Raw genomic sequence first — 15,871 nt, 5'->3', positions numbered from 1 at the left:
GCCGCATTCCCGCCGGCACCCATGAAGGAGCGAAAGCATGGCCACCGTGCATGTCAACGACAACCAGTTCGACAGCGAAGTCCGTCAGTCCGACACCCCGGTCGTGGTGGATTTCTGGGCGGAATGGTGCGGCCCCTGCAAGCAGATCGGCCCGGCCCTGGAAGAACTGTCCGCCGAATATGCGGGCCGTGTGAAGATCGTGAAGGTCAATGTGGACGAAAACCCCGAACAGGCCGCCGCCCTGGGCGTGCGCGGCATCCCGGCCCTGTTCCTGTTCAAGGGCGGAGAGGTCGTGTCGAACCGCATGGGCGCCGCCCCCAAGGCCGCGCTGAAAAGCTGGATCGACGAATCGATCTGACCTGTCCCCGCCGGTGAAGGGGCGGCGGCCTTGCATGGGCCGGCCGCCCTTTTTCATGGCCGCGGACAGCCGGCTTGCGAAGCCGGGGACGCGGCCATATCTGCAAGCCGAACGGTAAGGAAGATCCCGATGGCAGATGACAGATTCCCCGGCTGGCACGGCACCACGATCCTAGCGGTCCGGCGCGGCGGCAAGGTGGTGGTCGCGGGCGACGGACAGGTCAGCGTCGGCCCCACGGTGATGAAGGGCACCGCCCGCAAGGTGCGCCGCCTCAGCCCCGGCGGGCGCGACGTGGTGGTGGGCTTTGCCGGATCGACGGCGGATGCCTTTACCCTGCTGGAGCGGCTGGAAAAGAAGCTGGAGGCCGCGCCGGGCCAGTTGCAGCGCGCCTGCGTCGACCTGGCCAAGGACTGGCGCATGGACAAATACCTGCGCAACCTCGAAGCCATGCTGATCGTCACCGACGGGCAGGGGCTGTATGTCGTGACCGGCGCGGGCGACGTTCTGGAACCCGAACATGACGTGGCCGCCATCGGATCGGGCGGCAACTTCGCCCTGGCCGCCGCGCGCGGGCTGCTGGAAGGCGGCGGCGACGCGGAGGCCGTGGCCCGCAAGGCGATGGCCATCGCGGCGGATATCTGCGTCTATACCAACGGCAACCTGACGGTCGAGGTCATTGGCGGCTGACATCTCCTTCACGCCGGTCACCACAGCGGACCTGCCGCTGCTGGCGGCTTGGCTGGCGCAGCCGCATTGGCGCGACTGGTGGCGGGACGACGCCGAAACCGAGCTTGGCTCTATCCGCGACATGATCGAGGGCCGCGACAGCACGCGGCCCTTCTTGTTCCGGCTGGACGGCCAGCCCGTGGGCTATGTCCAGGTCTGGCGCATCGCGGATGCGCGGGTGGACCCCTGGATCACGGATGCGCCCTGGGTGATGGCCCTGCCCGACGATGCCGTGGGGGTCGATCTGTCCATCGGCCCTGCGGACCTGCTGTCGCGCGGCCTCGGCTCTGGCGCGCTGGCGGCCTTCGTCGCCCTGCTGCGGTCCGAGGGGCACCGGACGATCCTGATTGACCCCGATGCCGCCAACCTGCGGGCGGTGCGGGCCTATGAAAAGGCGGGGTTCCGGCCGATCCCGGAATTCCTTGGCCGCACCGGCGGCTGCCTGCTGATGCGGCACGAGGCGGATCCGGCTTCCTGACCCGCCCGTGGGCCGCCGCGCTGTTCCGCCGCCCTTCAAATTTCCGGCCTGAACATATATCTGCCGGACAGACCACAAAGGCAGACCCATGACCGACCTGACCCCGCGCGAGATCGTATCCGAACTGGATCGCTTCATCATCGGCCAGAAGGACGCCAAGCGCGCCGTGGCCGTGGCGCTGCGCAACCGCTGGCGCCGCAAGCAGTTGGGCGACGACCTGCGCGACGAGGTATACCCGAAGAACATCCTGATGATCGGCCCGACCGGCGTCGGCAAGACGGAAATCAGCCGCCGCCTGGCCAAGCTGGCGAACGCGCCCTTCATCAAGGTCGAGGCGACCAAGTTCACCGAGGTCGGCTATGTCGGCCGCGACGTGGAACAGATCATCCGCGACCTGACCGACGCCGCGATGATCGACACCCGCGACCGGATGCGCGAGGCCGTCAAGGCCCGCGCCCACAAATCGGCCGAGGATCGCGTGATCGAGGCCCTGGCCGGCAAGGACGCCCGCGACGGCACCCGGCAGATGTTCCGCGACAAGCTGAAGCGGGGCGAGCTGGACGACACCGTGATCGAGCTTGAGGTGCAGGACACCTCGAACCCGCTGGGCGCGATGGAGATCCCCGGCCAGCCCGGCGCCAGCCTGGGCGGGATGATGGACCTGTCGGGGCTGATGAAGGCCTTTGGCGGGCGGCGCGTGCGGCGCAAGGTCAGCGTGGCCGAAAGCTATGACCTGCTGATCGCCGAGGAGGCCGACAAGCTGCTGGACGACGACGCGGTCAAGGCCGCGGCCCTTGAGGCCGTGCAGCAGAACGGCATCGTCTTCATCGACGAGATCGATAAGGTCTGCGCGCGATCCGACGCCCGCGGCGGCGATGTCAGCCGCGAAGGCGTGCAGCGCGACCTGCTGCCGCTGATCGAGGGCACGACCGTCAGCACCAAATACGGCCCGGTGAAGACCGACCATATCCTGTTCATCGCCAGCGGCGCGTTCCATGTGGCCAAGCCCAGCGACCTGCTGCCGGAATTGCAGGGCCGGTTGCCGATCCGGGTCGAATTGCGCGCCCTGACCGAGGATGACTTCATCCGCATCCTGACCGAGACCGACAACGCCCTGACCCGGCAATACACCGCCCTGATGGCGACCGAGGGCGTCACCGTGGGCTTTGCCGACGACGGCATCGCGGCGCTGGCCCGCATCGCCGCCGAAGTGAACGCGGCGGTGGAAAACATCGGCGCCCGCAGGCTGTATACCGTGATCGAGCGCGTGTTCGAGGAACTGTCCTTCAGCGCCCCCGACAAGGGCGGCGAGACGGTCCAGGTCGACGCGGCCTATGTCGAACGCCATCTGGGCGACCTGGCGCGGTCGACGGATCTGTCGCGTTACGTCCTTTGACGGAACCGCCCGGCCCGGTCTAGGGTTGGCCAAGCGGAACAAGGGGACAGGGCGACATGGGTTACGTCTTTGGAATCATCGTCTTCGTGCTGGATGTCTGGGCCATCGCCTCGGTCATCAACACGAATGTCAGTCTGGGCACCAAGATCCTGTGGATCGCCCTGATCGCGATCCTGCCGGTGGTGGGGCTGATCATCTGGTATTTCATGGGGCCGAAGGCCAATTACGGCTAGGCGCGCGGGGACTGGTCCCGCGGGCATTTCTCTGACAGGTTTGCCGCAACCGTTTCCGTAAAGGTGGCGTTTGCGGCATCTTCTTTTGACCTTCGTCCTGATCCTCGCGGCCTGCGCGCCGCGCGGCGCCCTGGTCATGGCGCCGCCGGGGTTCCAGCCGCCCATCGCGGAAACGATCTGGGTCGCCTCGCAGCGCAGCCTGTCGGGCCAACACCTGCCGCAGCCCTGGTATTCGCGCCTCGACGTGTCGGTTCCGGTGGACCGGGGGCCGGGCATCCTGGCCTATCCCCGGTCCGACGGCGATCCCGACAGCCAGTTCCTGATCAGCGGCGGCGGCCGCCTGGCCGATGCGGCGGCCTTCCGCCGCGCCATCGAACGCGACCTGGCCCGGCGCGCGCCGGACGACCGCGACATCATCCTGTTCGTGCATGGCTATAACTACAGCTTCGCCGAAGGGGTCTATCGCAGCGCGCAACTGGCCCATGACCTGCAACTGCCGGGAATCCACGCGCATTTTTCCTGGCCCTCGCAGATGAAGCCCTATGCCTATTCCGGGGACCGGGACGCGGCGCTGTATTCCCGCGACGGGCTGGTGCAGGTGATCGACCTGCTGGCGCAGGCGCGGGGCCGGGGCCGGATCGTGCTGATGGCGCATTCCATGGGCGGGCAGCTGCTGATGGAGGGGTTGCGCCAGATGGCGCTGTCGGGGCGGCGCGACCTTCTTGACCAGATCAATTCGGTGATCCTGATCTCGCCCGACCTGGATCTGCGGTTGTTCCGGTCCCAGGTCAGCGCCATCGGGCGCCTGCCGGAACCCTTCATCATCATGACCTCGCCCCGCGACCGGGCGCTGCAACTGTCGGCGCTGATCTCGGACGAGCCGCTGCGGCTGGGCAATATTCCCGATGCGCGGCCGGTGGCGGACCTGAATGTCGTGGTGGTGGATACCGGCGCCTTCGACACCGGCTATGGCCATTTCAACGTGGCCAATTCCCCGGCCCTGCAAAGGATCCTGGCGCGGACCCGCGACCTGGACCGGATCCTGCCCGACCGGGGCGGGTCCGGTCCCGACCCGATCGGCGGCGCGGTCAGCCGGATCGAACAGGCGGTGCAGGTGGTGCTGTCGCCCGCCTTCTAGCCGCCCCGCTCTTCCGTCTGTCTGCGCAGATAGACGTAATAGGCCCCCTCGCCCCCGTGCCGGTAATGCGCGGCCGTCACCTGCTGGACCACGGGCGCCAAGGGCGGCATGTGCAGCCAGTGCGGCACCTGATGGCGCAGCGCGCCGGGGCGGGTGGGCAGCGGGCCGTGATCGCCGCGCCCCTTGCCGGTGATGACCAGGACCAGCCGCCGTCCCTGGGCATGGCTGGACAGGATGAAGCCGATCAGCCGGGGATGGGCGGCGGCCAGGGTCAGGCCGTGCAGATCCAGCCGCGCCTCGGGGGCGATCTTGCCCTGGGCCATGCGGCGATGGACCTTGTGATCCATGCGCAGGGGCTGCTGCGACAGCCGCTGCGCGGGCGAGGGGAAGTGCGGCAGGGGCGCGGCGGCATGTGCCCGGTCCGTCTGGCCGATGCTGAAATCGGCCAGGGGCGCGCGCGGCGGCATCGGCGGCTTGGAGGCCGGGCGGATGTCGGGATCGGCGGCGGGCCGGGGGCGTTCGGGATGCAGCGGCACGGCGCTGCGGGCGACGCGCGACCACAGTTCGCGGTCCTCGGGGGTCAGGCCCCGGCGCCGGGCCATCAGCCGGTCGCGACCAATTGCCAGTTCGGATCGTCCTGACCCATGCGGCGGGCAAAGGTCCAGGTGTCGCGTTGCTTGCGCGACGCCCTGGGATCGCCCTCGATGACGGTGCCGTCGGCGTCGCGGGTCGCGGCGATCAGTTCGCCCACGAACCGGACCGAAATCTCGGCCATGCCGGTGTCGCGGTCGTATTCCGCCCCGGCCAGGGCGGTCTCGCGCGTGCCGATATACTGGGCCGTCACCGTCTGGCCATTGGCGGCGCGGGCGTCGATGACCGACTGGAACGCCTGGGCCACGGGTTCGGCCAGGAAGGCCCGCACCTCGGACAGGTCGCCGCGTTCGAAGGCCATCAGGATCATCTCATAGGCCGATTTCGCGCCGTTCAGGAAATCCGTCACCCCGAAGGACGGCTCGGCCGCCTTCATCGCGGCCAGGGCGTCGGCCGAGGCGCTGCCCGCCGGCGCGTGGTCCAGGATGTCCTGATCCTCCTCGGTCGCGGAACCCTCGATCACGTCGAAGCGCGGGCGCGGCGCTTCGGGGGCATCGACCTGAGGAGGCTCGTACCCGCCGCGCGTGCCCAGGACATTGCGCAGCCGCAGGATCAGGAAAATCGCGATCCCTGCCAGGACAAGCAACTGCAACAGCGGGTTATTCATGCGATGGGCCTCATATCCGTCTTGGCTGGTATCTGCGATCTGCGCCATTATGTAGGGATCAGGGCGGGGCAAGTCCAGTTATCCCCGGCCCGAAAGGGGAATCCGCATGTGGTTGTTGTGGCTGTTCGTGTTGCTGCCGATCGTCGAGATCGCGCTGTTCATTCAGGTGGGCGGGCTGATCGGGGTCTGGGCGACGCTGGCCCTGGTGGTGCTGGCCTTCGTGCTGGGCGTGGCGGTGATCCGCAGCCAGGGCAACCAGGCCTGGGTGCAGGCGCAGCGCAGCCTGGCCGAGTTGCGCGACCCGTCCCGGCCGCTGGCCCATGGGATGATGCGGATCCTGGCGGGCGTCCTGCTGATCGTGCCGGGCTTCTTCACCGACGCCATCGGGCTGCTGCTGCTGATCCCGCCGGTGCGCGACCTGATCATGCGCCAGGCGTCGCGGCGGATGCGGGTCACGACCGTCCACATGACCCGGCGGGAAACCCATCGCCCGCCCTATGCCGACGGGGTGATCGACGCGGATTACGTGGTCGAGGACGCGCGCCCCGTCCGCAACCCTCGTCCGCCGGTGGACCTGCCCGAGGATCTGGCCGACGATGACGGCCGCCCTGCGCCGCGCGGCAATTCCGGCTGGACGCGGCATTGAGGCCGTGGCCCGCGCCTGATAGAAAGCGGCCGACAGCGATCCTTCAAGGAAAGACCCATGGCCGACGAAACCAACCCGAACGGCGCCGCGCCCGCAGCCGCGCAGGTGCGGATGCAGATCCTGGCGCAGTATATCCGCGACCTGTCCTTTGAAAACGCGGTGGCGACCAAGGGCGCGCCCCAGGGCGAGGTCCAGCCCGAGATCACCGTCCAGGTCAGCCTGGACGCCCGCAAGCGCGCGGGCGACAACCAGTACGAGGTGATCTCGAAATTCCGCGTCACCTCGACCAACAAGGGCGACAATTCGACCCTGTTTCTGGCCGAGCTGGACTATGGCGGGGTGTTCCTGATCGAGGGCGTGCCCGAAGACCAGATGCACCCGTTCCTGATGATCGAATGCCCACGGATGCTGTTTCCCTTCGTGCGGCGGATCATTTCGGACCTGACGCGCGACGGGGGCTTCCCGCCCTTCAACATGGACCCGGTCGATTTCCTGGCCCTGTATCGCCAGGAACTGGCGCGCCGGGCGCAGTCCCAGCAGGCGGGCGCCCCGGCGGATCAGCGGCTGTCCTGACCGGCCATGGCCGCCCGACCGCGCCGCGCCTGGCAGCGGATGCTGTCGGGCCGGCGTCTGGATCTGCTGGATCCGACGCCGCTGGATATCGAGATCACCGACATCGCCCACGGGCTGGCCTTCGTCGCCCGCTGGAACGGCCAGACGCAGGGCGACTGGCCTTATTCGGTCGCGGAACATTCGCTGCTGGTGGAAGATATCCTGGGGCGCCTGAATCCGGGGGTGGAGGCCCGCTGGAAACTGGCCGCGCTGTTGCATGACGCCCCCGAATATGTGATCGGCGACATGATTTCCCCGGTCAAGGCGGCGCTTGGCGCCGAATATGGCCGGATGGACGAACGCCTGGCCGCCGCCATTCACCGCCGTTTCGGCCTGCCTGCGGCCCTGCCTCCGGCCATCAAGACGAAAATCAAGACCGCCGACCGGATTTCAGCGCGGCTGGAGGCCGTTCAAATCGCCGGTTTCAGCGAAGCCGAGGCCCGGCGCCTGTTTCCCTTGCAAAACGACGCCATTATGTCTGTCCTGCATATCCAATTGCGCCCCCCGACGCAGGCGCGGGCGGCGTTTCTGGATCGTTTTCACGCATTGATGGAAACGGCAGACGATCCCGCCTGATCCAGGCCGTCCGCAGCGCGGGGCGGCCTTCGCAAAACGGCGCTCAGATCAGCAGGTCGTCCAACTGCTTGCCGCCATCCAAGCTTTCCTGGACCCAGCGGGGTTTGCGGCCGCGGCCGGTCCAGGTCATCGTCGGATCGCTGGGATTGGCATATTTCGGGGCGACCGTGCCCGACCGCCGGGGTTTTGCGCCGGTCAGGTCGGACAGGTTGAAACCATGCTCGCGCGCCGCTTCCTCGACCGCCGCCAGGGCTTCGCGGCGTTTCCGATCTTCATAAGAGTTAATCGCGCGGTCCAGTTTCCCCCGAAGATCACGCAGCTCCTTAAGCGTCATCTTGTCCAGGTCAAAGTTCATCTCGTTTACATCCGTATTGAATTGCTAATTCGCAATTTGATACAAGTGCGTTTCAATTACAAGATCGCTTAATATCTTTAACGCGGCCCGCGTTTGGCAAGAATTCGCTGAAGCGTGCGCCGATGCATATGCAATCGCCGCGCGGTTTCGCTGACATTGCGGTCGCATTGCTCGTAAACACGCTGGATATGTTCCCATCTGACCCGATCGGCCGACATCGGATTATCGGGCGGCGGCGGCAGGGATTCGCCGCTGGACAGCAACGCAGACGTAACGTCATTTGCGTCGGCGGGCTTTGCCAGATAATCCGTCGCGCCCATCTTGACCGCCGCCACGGCGGTCGCGATGGCCCCGTATCCCGTCAGCACGATGATGCGCGCGTCGGCCCGCAGGTCGCGCAGCGCCTCGACCACGTCAAGGCCGTTGCCGTCCTCCAGCCGCAGGTCGACCACCGCATAGGCGGGCGGCTGGCTGCGGATCATCGCCAGGGCGTCGGCGACGCTGAGGGCGGTGCGCGTGGCGAAGCCGCGCTTTTCCATCGCGCGGGCCAGCCGCGTCACGAAGATTTCGTCGTCGTCCACCAGCAGAAGCGACGGATCGGGACCAGGATCCGGCTGGGCAAAGTTGTCGTGTTCCATCATCCGCGTATCCGACCTTGGGTAAACGGCAACACTGCCGCAAGGACGGGTCGGGGGCAATCACTTCTCAGCCAAGGGCATCCACGAAGCAGCCGACGCGCTCGGCCATCGCCTCGGGCGCGGTGTCGCGCGGGAAGAAGGCGACGGTCTGGTTTCCGGGCAGGACCAGATAGGTATTGGTCATGTGATCGACCAGGTAATATTCCTGGTCCTCCTGGTCATTGACCTTGTAGTAATTCCGCCAGCCCTTGTTGACGGCGGCGATTTCATCCTCGGATCCGGTCAGGCCGATCATGTCGTCGGAAAACAGGCTGGTGAAATCGGCCACCACCTCGGGCGTGTCGCGGCCCGGATCGACGGTGATGAAGACCGTCTGCACATCCTTGCCCCGTTCGGCCAGCAGGGCCGCGGCCTCGGCATTCCGCGCGCTGTCCAGGGGGCAGACATCCGGGCAGAAGGTATAGCCGAAATACAGCAGCGAGGGTTTGGTGAAGACCTGGTCTGCCGTGACGCGCTGCCCGTCCTGGCGGGTCAGGGTGAAGTCGGTGCCGAAGCTGTCCATGCCGCCCGCGACCGTCCCGGCGCTGCATCGGGCGAAGCGGTCGCCGCCGTCGCGGCTTGCCAGCCAGGCGCCGCCCGCCCCCAGCAGGGCCAGGGCTGCAACGCAACCGATCAGCAGGATTTTGCGGTCGGCCATGATCAACCTCCTTCATTGCGCCCGAAGCGGCGCATTGATCGCCCATCCCGCCCCGCGTATCAAGATCCGCAACGTCGCACCCCCCCCCTTTCGGACCCCATGCCCGACCCCGTCGCCCCTCCCTCCGGCCCAGCTATCCAGGCCGAGCCGATCCGGATGCGGACCCTGGTCCTGCTGCGGTGGTTCGCGATCGCCGGGCAGACGGCGGCGGTGGTGGTCGCGCATCTGATGGGCATCGGTTTCGCCATCGTCCCCGTGCTGGCGCTGATCGCCGCCGCCGCCGCCCTGAACCTGTGGCAGGGGCTGTGGCCCCGGCGCCGCACCTCGGCCCGGCTGGCGGTGGTGCATCTGACCTTCGACGTGATCCAGATTTCGGCCCTGATGGCGCTGACCGGGGGGCTGGCCAATCCCTTCGCGCTGCTGGTCCTGGCGCCGGTGACGGTGGCCGCGACATCGCTGGACAGGCGCCAGACGGTGGCCCTGGGCCTGGCGACGATGATCCTGGTGTCGCTGGCGTCGCGCTTTGCGCTGCCCCTGCATGACGCGGGCGGGGGCGAGCTGATGCTGGCGCCGGTCCTGGCCTTGGGGCACTGGGCGGCGCTGATGATCGGGGTGGTGTTCTTCGCCGGCTATGCGCATCGGGTGACGGCGGAATTGCAGGCGACCTCGAACGCGCTGTTCGCGACGCAGATGGCCCTGGCGCGCGAACAGCGGCTGCAACATCTGGGCGGCGTCGTGGCGGCGGCCGCGCACGAGATGGGCACCCCCCTGGCCACCATCAAGCTGATCGCGGCCGAGCTTGCGGACGAGTTGGACGACCGCCCCGACCTGCAAGCCGACGCCATCGCGCTGCGCGATTCCGCGGTGCGCTGCGGCGACATCCTGCGCAGCATGGGCCGGGCGGGCAAGGACGACCTGCACCTGCGCAGCGCCCCCCTGCGCACCGTGCTGGAGGACGCCGCCGAACCCCATGCCGGACGCGGCCCCGTGGTCGAGATCCGCGCCGACGGCCCCGATATCCGCCGCGACCCCGCCATCATCCACGCGCTGCGCAACCTGATCCAGAACGCCGTCGATTTCGCCGCCGCCCGCGTGGTGATCGAATCGCAGGCCCGCGACGGCTGGCTGGCGGTGACGATCCGCGACGACGGTCCCGGCTATCCGCCCGCGCTGCTGGCGCGGATCGGCGATCCCTATCTGACCAGCAAGCGCGGCGGGCCGCAGCGCGCGGGCTATGACGGGATGGGCCTGGGCCTGTTCATCGCCAAGACGCTGCTGGAACGGTCGGGCGCGCGGCTGGATTTCGGCAATGGCGGGCCGGGCGCGGTCGTGACCGTCCGCTGGCCGCTGGACCGGATCGCCGTCGAGGCGCGCGGGGCCCTGGGCGACAATCCCCGGATGACATGACGTTTTTAACTGTTCGTTAAGCCCCTTCGCTTTAAGGTCGGCCAAACGCGAAGGAGCTTCTGATGTCCCTGCACGGTATCGGGCTGGTCTTGCTGGCGGTCTCGACGGGCACCGTCTCGGTCCTGCTGGCGGTCGCGCTGCTGCGGTGGTGGGACAGGGGTCCGGGGCAGCGCGGGCCGCGCCTGCCACAAGGACTGGACGGCAGCCTGAAGCCGATGGTGCTGCTGTTCCGGGGCCAGCGCCTGGTGGACGCGACGCCGCCCGCCCGCGCGCTGCTGGACCGCATCTCCGCGCCCGAAAGCGAATGGACCCGGCTGCTGCAATGGATCGGCCCGCGCTTTCCCGAGGCGATCGCCGGGCTGTCGCGGATCGGCCGGGCGGGCCGATTCGAATGCCTGGGCCAGTCCGGCACCGGCAGCGCCACCCTGCGGCTGCTGGTCGAACAGATCGATTCGGACCTGCTGCGGATCACCATCACCGACCCCCAGGCCGAATATGCGGGCATCGTCGTCGATTCGATGTCCCAGCAGGCGATGGAGGAGGAGCTGGACCTGCTGCGCCGGTCGCTGGACCAGACGCCGATGCTGGTCTGGCGCCAGGATGCCGAGGAACGCGTCACCTGGGCCAACGCCGCCTATCTGCGCAAGGCCGAGGCGCAGGCGGACGAACCCATCGGCTGGCCCCTGCCGCGCCTGCTGGATTCGCCGCGCCCCGTGCCCGGTGCCGGGACGCGGACGCGGCGCGCCTCGCTGACGCAGAACGGGGCGGTGTTCTGGTACGACTGCCACAGCCACCCGATCGGCGACCAGACGATGATGTTCGCCCTGCCCGCCGATGCCGCCGTGCGCGCCGAACGGTCCCTGCGCGAATTCGTCCAGACCCTGACCAAGACCTTTGCCGACCTGCCCATCGGCCTGGCGATCTTCGACCGGCAGCGGCATCTGCAACTGTTCAACCCGGCGCTGATCGACCTGACCAACCTGCCGACCGGCTTCCTGACCGCGCGGCCGACGCTGTTCGACCTTCTGGACAAGCTGCGCGAACTGCGGATGGTCCCCGAACCCAAGGATTTCCGAAGCTGGCGCCAGCAGATGAGCAATCTGGAAAGCGCCGCGGCCACCGGCCACCATGTCGAGGAATGGTCCCTGCCGGGCGGCCAGACCTATCGCGTGACCGGCAGGCCGCATCCCGACGGCGCCGTGGCCTTCCTGTTCGAGGACATCACCTCGGAAATGAGCCTGACGCGCCGCTTCCGTGCCGAAATGACGCTGGGCCACAGCGTGTTGGACGGCTTGGGCGACGCGGTGGCGGTGTTCGGCCCAGGCGGGCAGGTGATCATGTCGAACCGCCCCTATCGCGAGCTGTGGCCCGGCGCCGGAAGCCTGGCCGAGGCGCTGGCCTGCTGGCAGGCCCCGGCCGAGGCGGGACCGGGTGTCGCGGCCCTGGCCGCGCGGCTGACCCAAGCCGAGGCGGGGCTGCGCGACACCGGGCTGATGGCCGGACCGCAGGGGCAATTGCTGGGCTGGGCGGTCACCAAGCTGGGCGCCGGGCGGCAGATGGTGCGCTTTCGCCTGCCCGACCCCGCTGCCGCGACCCTGGCGGAGGACAAGGGGATGCTGGCAAGCGCGGGCTGACGCGCCTCAGCCCAGCCGGGCGAAAGCGGCCAGCACCACGCGTTCGGAGTCGTCCAGATACCCCGCCAGCATGGCCGCCGCCTGGGCCTGCTGGCCCTGGATCAGCAAGTCCAGGATCTGGGCATTGCGGTCGATATAGGGTTCGTGCAGCCGTTCGGGACTGTCCAGCAGCCCGAAGGCCAGCCGCAATTCCGCGATGATCTGCGCAAAGAATCCCTGCAACCGGGCGCTGTCGGTCAGCGCGACGATGGCGGCGTGGAATTCCATATTGGCGCTGCCGACCCTGCGCCAGTCCTGGATCTCGCGCGCGGCGCGGGCCTTTTCGACGGCGAGACGCATCTGCGCCACGGCCTCGTGCCGGGGCCAGGCATGGGCCAGGGCGGGCACCTCGATCAGCCGCCGCACGCGGTAGATGTCGACGATGCTGGCCATCGAGGGCACCGCGACGAACACCCCGCGATTGGGTTCGTGGCACAGCAGGCCCTCGCGCGTCAGCAGGCGGAACACCTCGCGCAGGGTATTGCGCGACACGCCCAGATCGGCGGCCAGCCGGGTTTCCGACAGCCGCCGACCCGGCGGCAAGGCGCCGCCGGTGATGTCATTGCGCAGCCGCGAGGCCGTTTCCTCGGCAAGCCCGGTCAGGTCGGTCCTCATCTTCCCCCCAGCATTCCCCGACCCAGGATGGACGGCCCCGGCAGGACAGGCAAGGCGATCCAGGGCGAATCAGGGGCTTTTCGAGGTCTTCCTGGCGGACAAACCCCGCCCTGCCTCGGCATCATCTGCCCGTTTCAAAGGCTCTCTTAAAATGGTTTGTTCAACAATCATACCACAAGTGTCAAATAAACGTTGACAGCCTGTCGCGCTGGCTTCACTTTTTCAAACATTCCGAAAGCGCCACCCTCCCTTGCAGCAGGAGCATGACTGATGAATGCCACCGCCGTTCCCACGGCCACCACTGCCACCCTGCGGGGCGGGCTGCTGGCGGCGATCTTCCTGATGGCGACCTCGGCCATCGGGCCGGGCTTCATCACCCAGACCGCGACCTTCACCGCCAAGCTGGGCGCGGCCTTCGCCTTCGCGATCCTGGCCTCGATCCTGATCGACTTCGTGGTGCAGCTGAACATCTGGCGGATCACCGCGCTGACCCGGAAGAACGCGTCGGAAACCGCCAATGCCGCGATCCCCGGCTCGGGCTATCTGCTGGCGGTGCTGGTGATGATCGGCGGGCTGGCCTTCAACGTCGGCAATATCGCCGGGGCGGGGCTGGGGATGAACGCCATGTTCGGCCTGGATCCGAAGATCGGCGGCGCGATCTCGGCCCTGCTGGCGATCGGGGTGTTTCTGTCGAAGCGGGCCGGGCTGCTGCTGGACCGGTCGCTGATCGGCTTGGGCATCCTGATGATCGTGATGACGCTGATCGTCGCCGTCACCTCGAACCCGCCGGTGGGCGAGGCGCTGCGCCAGACGATCTTTCCGGCCGTGATCGACTTTCCGACCATCACCACCATCGTCGGCGGCACGGTGGGCGGCTATATCACCTATTCCGGCGCGCACCGGCTGCTGGACAAGGGCCTGGTCGGCGAACAGCACCTGGCCGCCGTCACCCGCGCATCCCTGACCGGGATCGCCGTCACCGGCGTGATGCGCTTCGTGCTGTTCCTGGCGATCCTGGGCGTCGTCGCCTCGGGCGTGACGCTGGATCTGTCCAGCCAGGCGGCCAACCCGGCGGCGCAGGCCTTCGCCGCGGCCCTTGGCGACTGGGGGATGCGGATCTTCGGCGTGGTGCTGTGGGCGGCGGCCATCACCTCGGTCATCGGCGCGGCCTATACCTCGGTCAGCTTCCTGGTGGCCTTCATGGAGATGACCGAGCGCAGCCGCAACATCGCCACGGTGATCTTCATCGGGGTGTCGCTGGCCGTGTTCGTCGCCATCGGCACCGCGCCCGCCGCGCTGCTGGTCTTTGTCGGCGGCTTCAACGGGCTGATCCTGCCCATCGGCCTGACGATCTTCACCTATGTCGGCTTCGCGCGGTCCGACCTGATGGGCGGGCACCGCTATAACCGGCCGCTGCTGATCCTCAGCGCCATCGTCTGCGCGCTGACCTGGTATATGGGGTATCGGTCCATCGGCCCGATCTTCGCCTTCCTGGGCTTGTGAGGAGGACCACATGCGAACCATCGACCTGAACAGCGACCTGGGCGAGGGCTATGGCGCCTGGACCATGGGCGACGACGCGGCGATGCTGGAGATCGTCAGTTCCGCCAACGTCGCCTGCGGCTTTCACGCGGGCGATCCGCTGACCATCCGCGCGACCGTGGCGCAGGCGGCGGCGCGGGGCGTGGCGGTGGGGGCACATGTCTCCTATCCCGACCGGGTGGGCTTCGGGCGGCGTCCGATGGACGTGACCAGTGCGGAACTGACCGCCGACGTGATCTATCAGATCGGCGCCTTGCAGGGGATCGCGCGCGCCGCCGGGACGCGGGTCAGCTATGTCAAGCCGCACGGCGCGCTCTATAACACCATCGCCAACGACGCGCGCCAGGCCGATGCGGTGATCGCCGCGATCCGGGAAATCGACCCCTCGCTGGTGCTGATGGCGCTGGCCGGGGCGCCGATCCTGTCCCGCGCCGCGGATGCCGGGCTGGCGACCGTGGCCGAGGCCTTCGGCGACCGCGCCTATACCCCGGACGGCCAGCTTGTGTCGCGCCGGGAAAAGGGCGCGGTGCTGCATGACGCCGATGCCGTGGCGGCCCGGATGCTGCGCCTGGCGACCGAGGGCGTGATCGAGGCCGTGGACGGGTCCACCCTGCGCCTGTCCGCCGACAGCATCTGCGTGCATGGCGACAGCGCGGGCGCGGTGGACATGGCCCGCCGCATCCGCGAGGAACTGGTGGCGGGCGGCGTCGCCATCGCCCCCTTCGCGGGGACCGTCTGATGCGCCCCGATGTGGACACCGCCCGCGCAGCCCGGCTGGCCTGCCGCAGCACGGTCGCGCCGACCGCCGGCATGGCGCCGGGTTTCACGCAGTGCAACATGATCTCTCTGCCCGGCGATTGGGCCTGGGATTTCCTGCTGTTCGCGCAGCGCAACCCCAAGCCCTGCCCGGTACTGGACGTGACCGATCCCGGCAGCCACCAGACCGCCCTTGCGCCGGGGGCGGATCTGCGCAGCGACATTCCGCTGTATCGCATCTGGCGCGACGGGGTGCTGGCCGATGAGGTGCCCGATGCGACCCAAGCCTGGACCGAGCATCCCGACCTCGTGACCTTCCTGATCGGCTGTTCCTTCACCTTCGAGACCCCCTTGCAGGCGGCAGGGATCGAGGTGCGCCATATCGCCGAAGGCTGCAACGTGCCGATGTATCTGACCAACCGCCCCTGCCGCCCCGCCGGGCGTCTGCACGGGCAGATGGTGGTGTCGATGCGCCCCATCCCGGCGGACCGGGTGGCCGAGGCCGCGATGATCTCGGGCCGCTTCCCGGCGGTTCACGGCGCGCCGGTCCATGTCGGCGAACCCGGCGGCCTGGGGATCGCGGACCTGTCGCGCCCCGATTTCGGCGACCCGGTCCGGATCCGCGACGGAGAGGTGCCGGTCTTCTGGGCCTGCGGGGTGACGCCGCAGGCCGCCGTCATGGCCTCGAAACCGCCCTTCGCCATCACCCATGCGCCGGGGCATATGTTCGTGACCGACATCCCCGACAGCCACTGGCAGCTGTGACG

The 15,871-nt window shown here is 68.3% G+C and carries 20 protein-coding genes; 14 read left to right on the top strand and 6 right to left on the bottom strand.

The features are described from left to right. Positions 1–37 precede the first annotated feature (37 nt). The 6 genes from trxA to PXD02_RS00920 all read left to right on the top strand — a co-directional run bounded on the left by trxA (position 38) and on the right by PXD02_RS00920 (position 4,329). Positions 38–358, top strand: a complete 321-nt coding sequence (trxA, locus tag PXD02_RS00945; protein WP_275105121.1) for a thioredoxin — start codon at positions 38–40, stop codon at positions 356–358. Positions 359–487: 129 nt separating this feature from the next. Beyond that, the gene (gene hslV, locus PXD02_RS00940; RefSeq protein WP_275105120.1) at positions 488–1,045 is read left to right on the top strand and encodes an ATP-dependent protease subunit HslV; all 558 of its coding nucleotides are present in this window, start codon (positions 488–490) and stop codon (positions 1,043–1,045) included. Then, on the top strand, positions 1,035–1,562 hold the full coding sequence (locus PXD02_RS00935; protein ID WP_275105119.1) for a GNAT family N-acetyltransferase: 528 nt from the start codon (positions 1,035–1,037) through the stop codon (positions 1,560–1,562). The genes hslV and PXD02_RS00935 overlap by 11 nt, the downstream gene beginning before the upstream one ends. Positions 1,563–1,650: 88 nt before the next feature. Next, positions 1,651–2,958 carry an ATP-dependent protease ATPase subunit HslU gene (hslU, locus tag PXD02_RS00930; protein ID WP_275105118.1) on the top strand — a complete coding sequence of 436 codons (1,308 nt, stop codon included), beginning with the start codon at positions 1,651–1,653 and terminating at the stop codon, positions 2,956–2,958. Positions 2,959–3,014: 56 nt separating this feature from the next. Further along, positions 3,015–3,191 (top strand): PLD nuclease N-terminal domain-containing protein, encoded by a 177-nt coding sequence (locus PXD02_RS00925; RefSeq protein WP_275105117.1) that lies wholly within the window; start codon positions 3,015–3,017, stop codon positions 3,189–3,191. 70 nt (positions 3,192–3,261) lie between these two features. Next, positions 3,262–4,329 carry an alpha/beta hydrolase gene (locus PXD02_RS00920; protein WP_275105116.1) on the top strand — a complete coding sequence of 356 codons (1,068 nt, stop codon included), beginning with the start codon at positions 3,262–3,264 and terminating at the stop codon, positions 4,327–4,329. On the opposite strand, the gene PXD02_RS00915 is transcribed toward PXD02_RS00920, so the two are convergent. Further along, the gene (locus PXD02_RS00915) at positions 4,326–4,931 is read right to left on the bottom strand and encodes a Smr/MutS family protein (protein WP_275105115.1); all 606 of its coding nucleotides are present in this window, start codon (positions 4,929–4,931) and stop codon (positions 4,326–4,328) included. The two genes, PXD02_RS00920 and PXD02_RS00915, sit on opposite strands and share 4 nt — an antisense overlap. Then, the gene (locus PXD02_RS00910) at positions 4,931–5,587 is read right to left on the bottom strand and encodes a Tim44/TimA family putative adaptor protein (RefSeq protein WP_275105114.1); all 657 of its coding nucleotides are present in this window, start codon (positions 5,585–5,587) and stop codon (positions 4,931–4,933) included. The genes PXD02_RS00915 and PXD02_RS00910 overlap by 1 nt, the downstream gene beginning before the upstream one ends. Before the next feature lie 106 nt (positions 5,588–5,693). Between PXD02_RS00910 and PXD02_RS00905 the strand changes: the two genes are divergently transcribed. The 3 genes from PXD02_RS00905 to PXD02_RS00895 are packed head-to-tail and all read left to right on the top strand — an operon-like array spanning position 5,694 to position 7,421. Beyond that, entirely contained in the window at positions 5,694–6,233 is a 540-nt protein-coding gene (locus tag PXD02_RS00905; RefSeq protein WP_275105113.1) for an FxsA family protein, read from the top strand. Between the two features lie 57 nt (positions 6,234–6,290). Next, on the top strand, positions 6,291–6,806 hold the full coding sequence (gene secB / locus PXD02_RS00900; protein WP_275105112.1) for a protein-export chaperone SecB: 516 nt from the start codon (positions 6,291–6,293) through the stop codon (positions 6,804–6,806). 6 nt (positions 6,807–6,812) lie between these two features. Next, positions 6,813–7,421: an HD family hydrolase gene (locus PXD02_RS00895; protein ID WP_275105111.1), complete on the top strand. Its 609-nt coding sequence runs from the start codon at positions 6,813–6,815 to the stop codon at positions 7,419–7,421. A 43-nt stretch (positions 7,422–7,464) separates the two neighbouring features. Here the strand turns inward: PXD02_RS00895 and PXD02_RS00890 are convergent, their stop codons facing one another. From PXD02_RS00890 to PXD02_RS00880, 3 genes are all read right to left on the bottom strand, one after another. Next, entirely contained in the window at positions 7,465–7,776 is a 312-nt protein-coding gene (locus tag PXD02_RS00890) for an H-NS histone family protein (protein ID WP_126152669.1), read from the bottom strand. A gap of 77 nt (positions 7,777–7,853) precedes the next feature. After that, positions 7,854–8,414, bottom strand: a complete 561-nt coding sequence (locus PXD02_RS00885) for an ActR/PrrA/RegA family redox response regulator transcription factor (RefSeq protein WP_275106472.1) — start codon at positions 8,412–8,414, stop codon at positions 7,854–7,856. Positions 8,415–8,481: 67 nt separating this feature from the next. Then, the gene (locus tag PXD02_RS00880) at positions 8,482–9,111 is read right to left on the bottom strand and encodes an SCO family protein (RefSeq protein WP_275105110.1); all 630 of its coding nucleotides are present in this window, start codon (positions 9,109–9,111) and stop codon (positions 8,482–8,484) included. 156 nt (positions 9,112–9,267) lie between these two features. Here PXD02_RS00880 and PXD02_RS00875 point away from each other — a divergent pair, with 156 nt between their 5' ends. Both PXD02_RS00875 and PXD02_RS00870 read left to right on the top strand, forming a co-directional pair. Next, positions 9,268–10,518 carry an ActS/PrrB/RegB family redox-sensitive histidine kinase gene (locus PXD02_RS00875; protein WP_473092041.1) on the top strand — a complete coding sequence of 417 codons (1,251 nt, stop codon included), beginning with the start codon at positions 9,268–9,270 and terminating at the stop codon, positions 10,516–10,518. A gap of 62 nt (positions 10,519–10,580) precedes the next feature. After that, on the top strand, positions 10,581–12,152 hold the full coding sequence (locus tag PXD02_RS00870; protein WP_275105108.1) for a PAS-domain containing protein: 1,572 nt from the start codon (positions 10,581–10,583) through the stop codon (positions 12,150–12,152). 6 nt (positions 12,153–12,158) lie between these two features. Here the strand turns inward: PXD02_RS00870 and PXD02_RS00865 are convergent, their stop codons facing one another. Continuing rightward, on the bottom strand, positions 12,159–12,806 hold the full coding sequence (locus PXD02_RS00865; protein WP_275105107.1) for a GntR family transcriptional regulator: 648 nt from the start codon (positions 12,804–12,806) through the stop codon (positions 12,159–12,161). Between the two features lie 270 nt (positions 12,807–13,076). On the opposite strand from PXD02_RS00865, the gene PXD02_RS00860 reads away from it, so the two are divergent. From PXD02_RS00860 to PXD02_RS00850, 3 genes are read left to right on the top strand one after another with little or no spacing between them, the layout of a single operon-like run. Continuing rightward, positions 13,077–14,309: an NRAMP family divalent metal transporter gene (locus PXD02_RS00860; protein WP_275105106.1), complete on the top strand. Its 1,233-nt coding sequence runs from the start codon at positions 13,077–13,079 to the stop codon at positions 14,307–14,309. Between the two features lie 10 nt (positions 14,310–14,319). Continuing rightward, positions 14,320–15,087 (top strand): LamB/YcsF family protein, encoded by a 768-nt coding sequence (locus PXD02_RS00855; RefSeq protein ID WP_275105105.1) that lies wholly within the window; start codon positions 14,320–14,322, stop codon positions 15,085–15,087. Beyond that, positions 15,087–15,869 (top strand): putative hydro-lyase, encoded by a 783-nt coding sequence (locus PXD02_RS00850; RefSeq protein WP_275105104.1) that lies wholly within the window; start codon positions 15,087–15,089, stop codon positions 15,867–15,869. The genes PXD02_RS00855 and PXD02_RS00850 overlap by 1 nt, the downstream gene beginning before the upstream one ends. Positions 15,870–15,871 lie beyond the last annotated feature (2 nt).

This window comes from Paracoccus sp. S3-43 (assembly GCF_029027965.1).
Classification (GTDB): domain Bacteria; phylum Pseudomonadota; class Alphaproteobacteria; order Rhodobacterales; family Rhodobacteraceae; genus Paracoccus.
Note: the sequence above shows the minus strand (reverse complement) of the source record. Positions and strands in the feature narration are given on the sequence as shown.